This is a genomic window from Leifsonia sp. NPDC058194, assembly GCF_042883605.1.
GTDB lineage: Bacteria > Actinomycetota > Actinomycetes > Actinomycetales > Microbacteriaceae > Leifsonia.
Genome location: NZ_JBHVVL010000001.1, coordinates 793039 through 807256, shown reverse-complemented (window position 1 = coordinate 807256; position 14218 = coordinate 793039). Strand labels below are relative to the sequence as shown.

Here is a 14218-nt window from a genome sequence, read left to right as displayed (position 1 = left end):
GCGGCCGCCACATCGACCACCGGCCCGGGGGAGCTCTCAGCGCCAGAGCAGCAGTGCCTCGCCCTGTCCGCCGCCTCCGCAGAGGGCGACGGCCGCGCGACCCGAACCCCGTCGCGCGAGCTCATGGGCCGCATGGCCGGCCAGCCGCGCGCCCGACGCGCCGATCGGGTGGCCGAGAGCGATGGCCCCGCCGTGGACGTTCACTCTCTCTGCGTCCACTCCGAGGTCGGCCATCGACTGCAGCGCGACCGCAGCGAACGCCTCATTGATCTCGATGAGGTCGAGCTCCTCGGTCTCCCAGCCGGCCCGTGACAGCGCGGCCTGGATCGCGTGGGACGGCTGCGAGTGCAGCGAGTTGTCGGGGCCCGCGACCTGACCGCTCGCCCCGACGACGGCCAGCCATTCGAGACCGAGCCGCTCGGCGTTCGCCCGAGTCGTCAGTACCAGCGCGGCGGCGCCGTCGCTCAGCGGCGACGAGTTCCCCGCCGTCAGAGTGCCCCCCTCGGCGAAGCTCGGCGACAGCCGGGCGAGTGTCTCCGCCGTCGAATCGGGTCGCACGCCTTCGTCGGCGGTGACCTCGACGGGGTCGCCCTTGCGCTGGGGGATGCTGACGGGGGCGATCTCCTCGTCGAACACACCCGCTGCCGCGGCCGCCCCGGCCCGCTGGTGAGAGGAGGCGGAGAACGCGTCCTGCGCTTCTCGCGTGAGACCCAGGCGCTCTGTGTACTTCTCCGTCGAGGCGCCCATCGAGATGCCCTCGAACGCGTCGGTCAACCCGTCATGGGCAGCCGAGTCCAGCGCTTGGATGGAACCGTATGTCCAGCCCATACGGGAGCCGGGCAGAACGTGCGGCGCATTGGTCATCGATTCCTGGCCGCCGGCGACGACGACCGTCGCCTCACCCGTCCGGATAAGCCGCGCGGCATCGATGACGGCCGTGAGTCCAGACAGGCACACCTTGTTGATGGTGATCGCCGGGACGTCCCAGCCGATCCCTGCCGCGATGGCGGTCTGACGGGCGGGATTCTGTCCGGCGCCCGCTTGGAGGACCTGTCCGAAGATCACCGCATCGACAGTGCCGGCATCGAGGCCCGAGCGCTCCAGGGCGCGGGCGAGGGCGACCGCTCCGAGCTGCACTGCACTCTGCGATGCGAGTGCGCCCTTGATCTTGCCGAACGGGGTTCGGGCGGAGGACAGGATGACGACGTCGTCCGGGCTGGCCATGTGCTGCTCCTTCGTGTTGCGTGCGTGACTCCATTGTGTCTCCGGGATGGTCGGCGCTCCGAGGATCGACAGAATCCGTGGACAGATCGCTCATCCACACGGTTGGGGAGAGATTTCGTCGCGTTCTCCACAGGCTCGGCCGAAGGTCGACTTGTCCACAGATCTCGCAGATGTAGGTCTCGGGGTTCCGTGTGCTTCGTAGCGTGATCGCATGACCCACGATGCACCTGACGAGGAGGAGTCCCTTGCGAATGTCCCCGTTCACGATCGCCCGCGCGAGCGGATGCGGCGGCTCGGCGTCGGGGCGCTCACCGACGACGAAGTTCTCGCACTCGTGCTCGGCTCCGGTCAGACCGGCCGGAGCGTGCGCGCTCTCGCCCGCTCGATCCTTCGGCGCACCGGCGGCTTCCCCGGGCTCGCGACGATGGATTTCGCGCGCCTCGAGACGCTTCCCGGCGTCGGTCCGGCGACCGCCGGGCGCCTGGTCGCGATCATCGAGATCTGGCGACGGGCCGGTGCGTCGTCCTCCTGGACGCGCCTCGTCGACGATCGAGCCGTGGCCGACATCGTCAGGCCGGAGCTCCTCCATCGCGACAGCGAGCGATTCCTGGTGGTCGTCGCCGACCGTGCCGCTCGACCGCTCGAGCTGGTACTCCTACGCGACGGTGGGGTCGACGACTCGCGGATCCAGCCTGCGGATGTGCTCCAGTCGGTCCTCACGCGGGGCGGGAGGTCGTTCGCCGTCGCGCACAACCACCCGTCCGGCGTCACTGACCCGTCCGTCGCCGACCTAGTACTCACCCGGAGGCTCGATCAAGCCGCAGCGACGATGGGGCTCCGGTTCCTCGGTCACATCCTGGTCGCCGGCGACCGCTGGGCGGCGATCGCGACCAACGGAGCAGCCGTTACGGGGTCAGGCGGGTCGGCCCACGGAACAGGTAGGTCGTCTCGCGCAGGTTCGAGAGGTGCAGCATGAGCATCAGCACCCGGGCGAGACCCATCCCGAAACCGCCGTGCGGCGGCACTCCGTAGCGGAAGAACGCGAGCACGTCCTCCAGCTCTTCGACGGAGAGACCCTTCTCCCGGGCCTGCTTCTCGATGACGTCGACACGGTGCTCACGCTGAGCACCCGTGGAGATCTCGACCCCGTTGAAGATGAGGTCGTAGCTCTTGGTGATCGTTTCGTCGTCCTCATGACGCATGTGGTAGTACGGCCGGATGGTCGACGCGTAGTCCGTCAGGAAGACGAACTCGTGTCCGTAGGCCTCCTGCACGTACGCGGAGATCTGACGCTCGCCCTCCGGGTCCATGTCGTCGTCGTCGCGCGGCACCTCGTAGCCGCGTTCGGCCACGATGCGCTTCGCTTCGGCGAGCGGGATCCGGGGGAACGGGGTCGACGGCACGGTCACCTCGACGCCGAACAGCGCCTCGATCTCCTCGCCGTGCTTCTCCTTCACCGCGGTGAAGCCGGCGACGAGGAGCTCCTCGTGCACCTTCATGACGTCCTCGTGGCTGTCGATCCAGCTGAGTTCGGTGTCGATGCTCGTGAACTCGGTCGCGTGGCGGCTGGTGAAGCTCGGGTCGGCGCGGAACGCCGGGCCGATCTCGAACACCTTGCCGAAGCCGGCGGCCTGTGCCATCTGCTTGAAGATCTGCGGGCTCTGCGCGAGGTAGGCCGTCGTCTCGAAGTAGTCGAGCTCGAAGAGCTCCGCTCGCGACTCGGAGGCGGAGGCCATCAGCTTGGGGGTGTGGATCTCGACGAACCCGTTCTCCACCCAGTACTGACGCAGGGCGTGCTCGAACGTGGTCTGCACGCGGAAGATGAGGTTGTTCTTCGGCTCGCGCAGGTCGAGGAAGCGCCAGTCCATGCGCTTGTCGATACCGCTGTCCGCGGCGATCGGAGTCTCCGGGATGGCGGCGGTCTCGACCGTGAGCGTGCTCAGCTTGATCTCGATGCCGCCGAGCTTGACGCGCTCATCGTGCTTCAGCTCGCCGGAGGCCCGCACGAAGCTTCCCTGAGAAAGACCGGAGATGGTCGTGGCCGGCTCGTCTGCGACGACCGTGCCGTCTTCCGCGACGGTCCTCGGATTGACGAGCTGCACCGCCCCGGACTCGTCGCGCAGCACGACGAACTGCACCTTCTTCTGGTCCCGGACGGTCTCGACCCATCCGGCGACGCTGACGGGGCCGTCGGGGTGGGCGGCAAGGTCCTTGATCAAAACGCGTTCGGTCACGATCAGCAAGCCTACCGCCCGCATCTACCGCTCAGACGAGGCCCGAAGCGGGCGCCCGTGCCCGCGCTCAGTGAATTCAAGGGAAACGCCTCCGTAGACTGGGGCTGTGGTAGCAAGCCAGGTTCATCTCGTCCGCCATGGCGAGGTGTTCAATCCCGACGGCATCCTGTATGGCAGGCTGCCGGGCTTTGGCCTCTCCAAGCTCGGTCACCGCATGGCGCAGGCCGCGGCCGACGAGATCGTCTCGCGCGGCCGCCCGGTCGCGTCCGTCCGCGTCTCCCCGCTGCAGCGCACCCGGGAGTCGGCGGCGCCGATCCTGGCGGCGATGGGGATGGAGCCGACGATCGACGACCGCATCATCGAGCCCACGAACCACTTCGAGGGGACGGTGATGCGGCGCGCGCTCAAGAAGCCGCAGAACTGGCCGTTCCTCGTCAACCCGCTGCGCCCGAGCTGGGGCGAGGCCTATCAGAGCATCGAGAAGCGCATGCGAGCGGCCATCGACGACGCGTTCGAGTCCGTCGACGCGGGCGATGTCGTGCTGGTGAGCCATCAACTCCCGATCTGGATCTCGCACCTCTCCGTCGCGGGCGAGCGTTTCTGGCACGATCCCCGGTCCCGACGGTGCGCGCTGTCGAGCATCACCACCTTCGAGCGCACGACCGAGCCGGTCGACCAGCCCGGATCGGTCGACCAGCCCGGATCGGTCGAACAGCCCGAGTCGAAAATCGGGGCCCCCGAAGTCGCAGCCCCAGTCCTTCGCCTCATCGAGGTCGGGTACGTCGAGCCCGCCTCCGAGTTGCACGCCTCGGCGACCGATGTGGGAGCCGTGTGATGCGCACACCGACGTCTCGAATCCGACGGCGCATGACGCTGGCGCTGCCCGCACTGGCGGCCGCGACCGCCCTGCTGCTCAGCGGCTGCACGGCCGACGACAGCCTCGCGAAGCAGTACCGCTCCGGCAGCGGGCAGAACTACATCGCCGGTGACGGCACCGTGAGCGAGTTCGCGGCGAACAACCGCGGCGATGCGGTGAGCTTCCAGGGCACACTCGCCGACGGTTCCCCGGTCTCCTCCAAGGACTACAGCGGCGATGTCCTGGTCGTGAACTTCTGGTACGCCGGATGCCCGCCCTGCCGCGTCGAGGCCCCGGACCTCGAGGCGCTCTACCAGAAGTACAAGGCGGAGGGCGTCGGCTTCCTCGGCGTCAACCTCTACGACTCGGCCAGCACCGCGGAGAGCTTCGAGAAGGAGAAGGGCGTCACGTACCCGTCCGTCCTCGATCGCGACACCGGCTCCGTCCTCCTGGCCTTCAGCAAGACGGTCCCGCCGAAGGCGACTCCGACCACCCTCGTCATCGACAAGAAGGGGCGCGTCTCCGCGCGCATCCTGGGTGCCATTCCCGACCGCAGCATCCTCGACTCGCTGATCTCCGACGCCGTTGCCGAGAACTGACGTGGGCGTCGGAGAGATCGTCTTCAGCGGCCAGCTCGTGGTGGCGCTGCCGATCGCGCTGCTCGCCGGGCTGGTGTCGTTCGCGTCGCCGTGCGTGCTTCCGCTCGTCCCCGGCTACCTGGCGTACGTCGGGGGGATCAGCGACCCGGGGGCCAAGCGCGACCGCTCCCGCGTGATCACGGGTGTCGCCCTGTTCATCCTGGGCTTCGCCATCGTCTTCATCGCGTACGGCGCCGCCTTCGGTGCCCTCGGGCTCTGGCTCGTGCGCTGGCAGGAGACGGTGATCCGGATCCTCGGAGTCCTCGTCATCGTGATGGGCCTGGTGTTCATCGGGCAGTTCTCGTTCCTGCAGCGCACCATCAAGCCCGGCTGGCGACCAGCGACCGGACTGATCGGCGCCCCTCTTCTCGGCATCGTCTTCGGCCTGGGTTGGACGCCGTGCATCGGCCCGACGCTCGCCGCCATCAGTGCGCTCAGTGTCGGCACCGGTTCGCCGTGGCGCGGAGCCCTCCTCGGGCTCTTCTACTGCATCGGCCTCGGCATCCCCTTCCTCCTCGTCGCCCTCGGCTTCGACTGGGTCGCCGGGTCCGTCGCTTTCGTCAAGCGGCACATCCGCACCATCAACATCATCGGCGGTGTCCTGCTGGTGGTCATCGGCGTGCTGATGGCCTCTGGCCTGTGGAGCGCCATCATGTCCCAGTTCTTGGCGGTGATCCAAGGTTTTGAGCCGGCCCTCTGATCACATCGACTCCGCGCCTCCGCACGTCGACCCCGACGTCGTCCAGCCGAAGCTGGGCCCGCTCGGATGGCTGCGCTGGTTCTGGCGCCAGCTCACGAGCATGCGCACCGCGCTGTTCCTGCTCCTCCTGCTCGCGATCGCGGCCGTGCCCGGCTCGCTGGTCCCGCAGCGGAGCTCGGACCCGAACGGTGTCACCCAGTACTTCACCGCCAACCCGCAGCTCGCACCGGTGCTCGACAAGCTGCAGTTCTTCGACGTGTACACCTCGTCGTGGTTCTCGGCCATCTATCTACTGCTCTTCGCCTCGCTCATCGGCTGCATCATCCCGCGCACCAAGCACCACTTCCAGGCGATGCGTGCGAAGCCCCCGAAGACGCCGGTCCGGCTGACCAGGATGGCCGGCTTCCAGGCCCGCCTTCTGCCCGCGGACCTGCGGGACGGAGCGCCCGAGCCCATCGCCGCCGCTCAGGAGGTCCTGCGGAAGGCCCGGTACCGGACGGCGATCTACGAGAACGGCCGGTCCGTGTCGGTCTCGGCCGAGCGGGGCTACCTGCGCGAGAGCGGCAACCTCGTGTTCCACATCGCCCTGCTCGGCGTCCTCGTCGCGATCGGAGTGGGCGGCGGCTTCGGCTACACAGGCCAGAAGGTCGTCGTCGAGGGGCAGAGCTTTGTCAACAGCCTGCCGTCCTACAACTCGTTCAACCCCGGCCGGTTCTTCAGCGATGCGGCACTCGAGCCGTTCTCGATCCGGGTCGACAAGCTCGACGTCTCCTACGAGACCAAGAACGAGAACGCGGTCGGTACGCCGCTCGACTACACCGCGCACGTCACGACGACGGGTCCGGGGGATGCCTCGAGCTCGACCACGATCAAAGTGAACGAGCCGCTGGCCATCGGGGGGACGAACGTCTACCTCCTGGGGAATGGATACGCGCCGACGATCACCGTCCGGAACCCTGCGGGGGACGTCGTGTTCACCGACTCCGTGCCGTTCCTGCCCCAGGACGCCCGGCTCACCTCGCTCGGGTTCATCAAGGTGCCGGACGGGCTCGCACAGCAACTCGGCATGATCGGCTTCTTCTATCCGACCGTCGGCGACAGCCAGACCGCGAGCGGCGCGCTCACCTCGACGTTCCCCGGACTGAACGATCCGCTCCTGAGTCTCAACGTCTACGTGGGCGACCTCGGAGTCGACAGCGGCGTGCCGCAGTCCGTCTACAGCCTGAACACCGACAAGCTCAAGCAGCTGGCCGGGCCGCCGACCAAGACCAAGGCTCTGCAGCTCCGCCCGGGCGAGACCGTCGAGCTGCCGAACGGACTCGGCACGATCTCGCTCGACAACGTGAAGCGCTACGCCTCGCTCGACGTGCACCACGACCCTGCGCAGGGATGGGTGCTCGCCTTCGCGGTGCTGATCTTCGCCGGACTGCTGACCGCCCTGTTCGTCCCGCGACGCCGGATCTGGGTCAAGACCGTCGAGAATCAAGACGGCTCCCTCACCCTGGAGTACGCTGGCCTCGCCCGTGGTGAGGACCCCAACCTGATCGCCGCTGTCTCGGCCGTCGCCGACGAACATGCGGCCTCCCTCACCCGCCAACACAAGAATTAGGCTGTCATCGTGACCGAGACCCTGTCCCAGCTCTCCACCGTTTTCATCTACGTGGCGATGGGGGTCTATGCCGCCGCGTTCATCGCGTTCGCACTCGATCTCGCCAGACGCGGAGCGCGCGTGACCGCCGTCGAAGCGGCATCGGTGCCGAGCGCCGTGGCGCGACGATCGGCGGTGCCGGCGCAGGTCGGCGCCCGGACGACCATCACCGCGGAATCCGGCGGTCCCTCGGTGACGGACCCGCCGCCGAGCTCGGCACTCGGCCGGTTCTCGTCACGGATCAGCACCCGCATCGAAGACGACGTGATGAACGGATCCGTGTCGTCGGTGTCGATCCGATGGGCGTTCACCTTCACGATCATCGGCTTCGCGTTCCACCTCGTGGCCACAGTGCTCCGCGGCATCGCTGCCGCCCGGGTGCCGTGGGCCAACATGTGGGAGTTCTCGATGACCGGGACCCTGGTCATCATCGGCGTCTTCCTGGTCGCGAACCTCAAGTGGGACATCAAGTACCTCGGCACGTTCATCCTCGGGCTGGTACTGGTCCTGCAGGGGATCGCGCTGCTCAGGTATTACGTGCCTGTGGTGCCGCTGCAGCCGGCGCTGCAGTCGTACTGGCTCGTCATCCACATCATCGTGGCCGTGCTGGGCACGGCGTTCTTCGCGTTGGGCTTCGCCTTGTCTGGTCTGCAGCTGCTCCAGTACCGACGCGAGCGCCAGGTCGCGGAGTCCCGTCCGCAGCAGTTCCGCTTCCTGGCGACACTGCCGAGTTCGGTCGCGCTCGAGAACCTCGCCTACCGGATCAACATCGTGGGCTTCATCGCCTGGACCTTCACTCTGATCGCCGGGGCGATCTGGGCGGAGAAGGCGTGGGGCCGGTACTGGGGTTGGGACACGAAAGAGGTCTGGACGTTCATCATCTGGGTGATCTACGCGGGATACATCCACGCGCGCGCCACCCGGGGATGGCGGGGATCGCGGTCGGCCTGGCTGGCGATCATCGGTTTCGCGGCAGTGTTGTTCAACTTCGGAGTCGTGAACGTCTTCTTCAAGGGACTGCACGCGTACTCGGGTCTGTGACCCGGGCACGCGTCGCCCACGAGAAAAGCGCCGGCCGGAATCCTGCAGAGGATTCCGGCCGGCGCTTTCTGCATCTCGGTCCCAGTTCGGCCGCGCGAACGGATACCCGAGCCGCCGGTCGCCGATGGCAGGGCCGGGAGAAATCCGCGTGATTCCGCGGAAGTCAAGCGCGACACGCCCGGGATGAACCCGAGATTTGCACGCTCCCGGGGACCTGCGTAAAGTACTTACTTGTCACCCCAAAGGTGCGGGAAGCGGAAGAGCTTCCCGGCCTCAAGAGGGACCAAATCCTAAGCCTAGCGGCAAATCTGAACTTGTAAGAGTTCCTTTGTTGCGCTTAGGATTAACACCCCACTCACTGAGCAGGTCTAACCGGTTCGGTTCGTGCAAATCGGATGTATCCCACGATGGATGAACGAGAGAGCGCGAAACGGCCGACTTGACAAACTGACTGAGAGTGGTAAGGTAGAGAAGTTGCCTCACAGAGCAGCCCGAGAGGGTGAAAGGTGAGAGCGTCCGATCCTTGAGAACTCAACAGCGTGCACAATGTCAAATGCCAAATAACCTCGGTATTGACTCGAAAGACTTCGGTCTGAAGGTCGATACGAGATTCCTTTGGATTAGAACAGAATGTCAGTAGATATTCGAAACTAGTCAAGACAAACTCGCAGTGCTTGGACACATTTCCTGTCCTGCCTGCACAATGTTTCCCAGTCGCTTGCGACTGTGGAGCTAAACATTTACGGAGAGTTTGATCCTGGCTCAGGACGAACGCTGGCGGCGTGCTTAACACATGCAAGTCGAACGATGAACCAGGAGCTTGCTCTTGGGGATTAGTGGCGAACGGGTGAGTAACACGTGAGTAACCTGCCCTTGACTCTGGGATAACCTCCGGAAACGGAAGCTAATACCGGATACGACCCGCGGAGGCATCTCCAGCGGGTGGAAAGAACTTCGGTCAAGGATGGACTCGCGGCCTATCAGGTAGTTGGTGAGGTAAAGGCTCACCAAGCCTACGACGGGTAGCCGGCCTGAGAGGGTGACCGGCCACACTGGGACTGAGACACGGCCCAGACTCCTACGGGAGGCAGCAGTGGGGAATATTGCACAATGGGCGAAAGCCTGATGCAGCAACGCCGCGTGAGGGACGACGGCCTTCGGGTTGTAAACCTCTTTTAGTAGGGAAGAAGCGAAAGTGACGGTACCTGCAGAAAAAGCACCGGCTAACTACGTGCCAGCAGCCGCGGTAATACGTAGGGTGCGAGCGTTGTCCGGAATTATTGGGCGTAAAGAGCTCGTAGGCGGTCTGTCGCGTCTGCTGTGAAAACCCGAGGCTCAACCTCGGGCCTGCAGTGGGTACGGGCAGACTAGAGTGCGGTAGGGGAGAATGGAATTCCTGGTGTAGCGGTGGAATGCGCAGATATCAGGAGGAACACCGATGGCGAAGGCAGTTCTCTGGGCCGTAACTGACGCTGAGGAGCGAAAGCGTGGGGAGCGAACAGGATTAGATACCCTGGTAGTCCACGCCGTAAACGTTGGGCGCTAGATGTGGGGACCATTCCACGGTTTCCGTGTCGCAGCTAACGCATTAAGCGCCCCGCCTGGGGAGTACGGCCGCAAGGCTAAAACTCAAAGGAATTGACGGGGGCCCGCACAAGCGGCGGAGCATGCGGATTAATTCGATGCAACGCGAAGAACCTTACCAAGGCTTGACATATACGAGAACGGGCTAGAAATAGTCAACTCTTTGGACACTCGTAAACAGGTGGTGCATGGTTGTCGTCAGCTCGTGTCGTGAGATGTTGGGTTAAGTCCCGCAACGAGCGCAACCCTCGTTCTATGTTGCCAGCACGTAATGGTGGGAACTCATAGGAGACTGCCGGGGTCAACTCGGAGGAAGGTGGGGATGACGTCAAATCATCATGCCCCTTATGTCTTGGGCTTCACGCATGCTACAATGGCCGGTACAAAGGGCTGCAATACCGTAAGGTGGAGCGAATCCCAAAAAGCCGGTCTCAGTTCGGATTGAGGTCTGCAACTCGACCTCATGAAGTCGGAGTCGCTAGTAATCGCAGATCAGCAACGCTGCGGTGAATACGTTCCCGGGCCTTGTACACACCGCCCGTCAAGTCATGAAAGTCGGTAACACCCGAAGCCGGTGGCCTAACCCTTGTGGAAGGAGCCGTCGAAGGTGGGATCGGTGATTAGGACTAAGTCGTAACAAGGTAGCCGTACCGGAAGGTGCGGCTGGATCACCTCCTTTCTAAGGAGCATCTGGCACCCTCGGGTGTCCAGGCGCCGGATCTGAGCGAACGTCTCAGCCGGTTAGCTCATGGGTGGAACATTGACATTGGTGCGGAGCCGAACGGCTCGAACTCAGTACATCTCTTGTAGATAGGAACGGTTCGGACCCGGAAGCCCCGCACATGCACGCTGTTGGGTCCTGAGGGACCGGACCTCATTCGAATGAATGAGTACCGAATCCTCTGGACCTTTTCTTGTCGGCCATAACTCGGCCGGCGGAGAAGGTACCGCCCGTACTTTGAGAACTACACAGTGGACGCGAGCATCTTAGATTCGAACCTTCGGGTTCGGATCACAAAAGATGATCTGATTTATTAGATCATTGGTCAATCTGCTCACTTAGGTGAGCCGATCGATTCAAACTCATGTGATTTCAAATTTCTAAGAGCAAACGGTGGATGCCTTGGCATCTGGAGCCGAAGAAGGACGTAGTAATCTGCGATAAGCCTCGGGGAGCTGATAAACGAGCTTTGATCCGAGGATCTCCGAATGGGGAAACCCCGCTGGGCCCTTTGGGTGACCCAGTGACTCCCGCCTGAATATATAGGGCGGGTAGAGGGAACGTGGGGAAGTGAAACATCTCAGTACCCACAGGAAGAGAAAGCAAAAGCGATTCCGTTAGTAGTGGCGAGCGAAACCGGAAGAGGCTAAACCGATCATGTGTGATAGCCGGCAGGCGTTGCATGGTCGGGGTTGTGGGACTTTTCTGCTGCTTCTGCCGAACAGCGAACGTTACAAAGGATCATAGGTGAATGGCATTGAAAGGCCAGCCACAGAGGGTGCCAGCCCCGTAACCGAAATGGTCCAATGGCGTGAAGAGTATCCCAAGTAGCACGGGGCCCGAGAAATCCCGTGTGAATCTGTCAGGACCACCTGATAAGCCTAAATACTCCCAGATGACCGATAGCGGACAAGTACCGTGAGGGAAAGGTGAAAAGTACCCCGGGAGGGGAGTGAAATAGTACCTGAAACCGTTTGCTTACAAACCGTTGGAGCCTCCTTGTAGGGGTGACAGCGTGCCTTTTGAAGAATGAGCCTGCGAGTTAGCGATATGTGGCGAGGTTAACCCGTGAGGGGTAGCCGTAGCGAAAGCGAGTCTGAATAGGGCGATTCAGTCGCATGTCCTAGACCCGAAGCGAAGTGATCTATCCATGGCCAGGTTGAAGCGACGGTAAGACGTCGTGGAGGACCGAACCCACTTAGGTTGAAAACTGAGGGGATGAGCTGTGGATAGGGGTGAAAGGCCAATCAAACTTCGTGATAGCTGGTTCTCTCCGAAATGCATTTAGGTGCAGCGTTGCGTGTTTCTTGCCGGAGGTAGAGCTACTGGATGGCCGATGGGCCCCAAAAGGTTACTGACGTCAGCCAAACTCCGAATGCCGGTAAGTGAGAGCGCAGCAGTGAGACGGTGGGGGATAAGCTTCATCGTCGAGAGGGAAACAACCCAGACCACCAACTAAGGTCCCTAAGCGCGTGCTAAGTGGGAAAGGATGTGGAGTTGCACAGACAACCAGGAGGTTGGCTTAGAAGCAGCCACCCTTGAAAGAGTGCGTAATAGCTCACTGGTCAAGTGATTCCGCGCCGACAATGTAACGGGGCTCAAGCACGCCACCGAAGTTGTGGCATTGACATTATTGGTAGGCCTTCGTGGTCCAGCCGTGTTGATGGGTAGGAGAGCGTCGTGTGGCCAGCGAAGCGGCGGTGTAAACCAGCCGTGGAGGCCACACGAGTGAGAATGCAGGCATGAGTAGCGAAAGACGGGTGAGAAACCCGTCCTCCGAAAGACCAAGGGTTCCAGGGCCAGGCTAATCCGCCCTGGGTAAGTCGGGACCTAAGGCGAGGCCGACAGGCGTAGTCGATGGACAACGGGTTGATATTCCCGTACCGGCGAAGAACCGCCCAAGCTAATCCAGTGGTGCTAAGAGTCCTAATCCAGGTGACTGATCCCTTCGGGGTGACGCTCCTGGCCTAACGCTCGACCCCATGCTGGTGCGGCTAGCGTATTAACAGGTGTGACGCAGGAAGGTAGCTGTACCGGGCGATGGTTGTCCCGGGGCAAGGATGTAGGGCGAGAGATAGGCAAATCCGTCTCTCATACAGCCTGAGATCTTACGCATAGCCGTCAAGGCGAATTCAGTGATCCTATGCTGCCAAGAAAAGCATCGACGCGAGGTTCAAGCCGCCCGTACCCCAAACCGACTCAGGTGGTCAGGTAGAGAATACCAAGGAGATCGAGAGAATCGTGGTTAAGGAACTCGGCAAAATGCCCCCGTAACTTCGGGAGAAGGGGGGCCTGAGGCGTGAAGGGATTTACTCCTGGAGCGTTTGAAGGCCGCAGAGACCAGTGGGAAGCGACTGTTTACTAAAAACACAGGTCCGTGCCAAGTCGCAAGACGATGTATACGGACTGACGCCTGCCCGGTGCTGGAAGGTTAAGAGGAAGGGTTAGCTTCGGCGAAGCTCAGAATTTAAGCCCCAGTAAACGGCGGTGGTAACTATAACCATCCTAAGGTAGCGAAATTCCTTGTCGGGTAAGTTCCGACCTGCACGAATGGCGTAACGACTTCCCAGCTGTCTCAACCGCGAACTCGGCGAAATTGCACTACGAGTAAAGATGCTCGTTACGCGCAGCAGGACGGAAAGACCCCGTGACCTTTACTATAGTTTGGTATTGGTGTTCGGTGTGGCTTGTGTAGGATAGGTGGGAGACTTTGAAGCGGGCACGCCAGTGTTCGTGGAGTCAATGTTGAAATACCACTCTGGTCACTCTGGATATCTAACTTAGAACCGTAATCCGGTTCAGGGACAGTGCCTGATGGGTAGTTTAACTGGGGCGGTTGCCTCCCAAAAAGTAACGGAGGCGCCCAAAGGTTCCCTCAACCTGGTTGGCAATCAGGTGTCGAGTGTAAGTGCACAAGGGAGCTTGACTGTGAGACTGACAAGTCGAGCAGGGACGAAAGTCGGGACTAGTGATCCGGCAGTGGCTTGTGGAAGCGCTGTCGCTCAACGGATAAAAGGTACCTCGGGGATAACAGGCTGATCTTGCCCAAGAGTCCATATCGACGGCATGGTTTGGCACCTCGATGTCGGCTCGTCGCATCCTGGGGCTGGAGTAGGTCCCAAGGGTTGGGCTGTTCGCCCATTAAAGCGGTACGCGAGCTGGGTTTAGAACGTCGTGAGACAGTTCGGTCCCTATCCGCTGCGCGCGCAGGAAATTTGAGAGGATCTGACCCTAGTACGAGAGGACCGGGTTGGACGAACCTCTGGTGTGTCAGTTGTTCCGCCAGGAGCACCGCTGATTAGCTACGTTCGGGATGGATAACCGCTGAAAGCATCTAAGCGGGAAGCCGGCCTCAAGATGAGATTTCCATGCCTTCGGGCGAGAGGCTCCCAGCTAGACTACTGGGTTGATAGGCCGGATGTGGAAGTGGGGACTAAAGACCCATGGAGCTGACCGGTACTAATAAGCCGATAATTTGATAATCACTATCTTCATACTGTTGTAAGGCTGGTATGAGGAGCCAAGATTGCTTGCGTCCACTATGTGGTTCTCGATGTACGGTCGAGAACTGA

General features: G+C 62.4%; 8 protein-coding genes and 2 rRNA genes. 8 read left to right on the top strand and 2 right to left on the bottom strand.

The features are described from left to right. Nucleotides 1-36 precede the first annotated feature (36 nt). Nucleotides 37-1224: an acetyl-CoA C-acetyltransferase gene (locus ACFVU2_RS03775; protein ID WP_387871191.1), complete on the bottom strand. Its 1188-nt coding sequence runs from the start codon at nt 1222-1224 to the stop codon at nt 37-39. Nucleotides 1225-1435: 211 nt separating this feature from the next. On the opposite strand from ACFVU2_RS03775, the gene ACFVU2_RS03770 reads away from it, so the two are divergent. Continuing rightward, the gene (locus ACFVU2_RS03770; protein ID WP_387871188.1) at nt 1436-2200 is read left to right on the top strand and encodes a RadC family protein; all 765 of its coding nucleotides are present in this window, start codon (nt 1436-1438) and stop codon (nt 2198-2200) included. On the opposite strand, the gene aspS is transcribed toward ACFVU2_RS03770, so the two are convergent. Next, entirely contained in the window at nt 2130-3458 is a 1329-nt protein-coding gene (gene aspS, locus ACFVU2_RS03765) for an aspartate--tRNA(Asn) ligase (RefSeq protein WP_387871186.1), read from the bottom strand. The two genes, ACFVU2_RS03770 and aspS, sit on opposite strands and share 71 nt — an antisense overlap. A 106-nt stretch (nt 3459-3564) precedes the next feature. On the opposite strand from aspS, the gene ACFVU2_RS03760 reads away from it, so the two are divergent. The 7 genes from ACFVU2_RS03760 (at nt 3565) to ACFVU2_RS03730 (ending at nt 14129) form a co-directional block, all read left to right on the top strand. Then, nucleotides 3565-4293, top strand: coding sequence for a histidine phosphatase family protein (locus ACFVU2_RS03760; protein WP_387871183.1), 729 nt, complete (start codon nt 3565-3567; stop codon nt 4291-4293). A 32-nt stretch (nt 4294-4325) separates the two neighbouring features. Further along, nucleotides 4326-4913: a TlpA family protein disulfide reductase gene (locus ACFVU2_RS03755; protein ID WP_387871180.1), complete on the top strand. Its 588-nt coding sequence runs from the start codon at nt 4326-4328 to the stop codon at nt 4911-4913. Nucleotide 4914: 1 nt separating this feature from the next. After that, on the top strand, nt 4915-5652 hold the full coding sequence (locus ACFVU2_RS03750; RefSeq protein WP_387871177.1) for a cytochrome c biogenesis CcdA family protein: 738 nt from the start codon (nt 4915-4917) through the stop codon (nt 5650-5652). After that, nucleotides 5636-7261 carry a cytochrome c biogenesis protein ResB gene (locus tag ACFVU2_RS03745; RefSeq protein ID WP_387871174.1) on the top strand — a complete coding sequence of 542 codons (1626 nt, stop codon included), beginning with the start codon at nt 5636-5638 and terminating at the stop codon, nt 7259-7261. The genes ACFVU2_RS03750 and ACFVU2_RS03745 overlap by 17 nt, the downstream gene beginning before the upstream one ends. A 9-nt stretch (nt 7262-7270) precedes the next feature. After that, nucleotides 7271-8341, top strand: a complete 1071-nt coding sequence (gene ccsB / locus ACFVU2_RS03740; RefSeq protein WP_387871171.1) for a c-type cytochrome biogenesis protein CcsB — start codon at nt 7271-7273, stop codon at nt 8339-8341. Between the two features lie 739 nt (nt 8342-9080). After that, a 16S ribosomal RNA gene (locus ACFVU2_RS03735) occupies nt 9081-10604 on the top strand. A gap of 412 nt (nt 10605-11016) precedes the next feature. After that, nucleotides 11017-14129 (top strand): 23S ribosomal RNA (locus tag ACFVU2_RS03730). The 16S and 23S rRNA genes sit together here, the layout of an rRNA operon. Nucleotides 14130-14218 lie beyond the last annotated feature (89 nt).

Bases quoted from the DNA above. Each gene is read 5' to 3' on its own strand.
- ACFVU2_RS03775 (WP_387871191.1), bottom strand. From the start codon at position 1,224: ATGGCCAGCCCGGACGACGTCGTCATCCTGTCCTCCGCCCGAACCCCG.
- ACFVU2_RS03770 (WP_387871188.1), top strand. From the start codon at position 1,436: ATGACCCACGATGCACCTGACGAGGAGGAGTCCCTTGCGAATGTCCCC.
- ACFVU2_RS03755 (WP_387871180.1), top strand. From the start codon at position 4,326: ATGACGCTGGCGCTGCCCGCACTGGCGGCCGCGACCGCCCTGCTGCTC.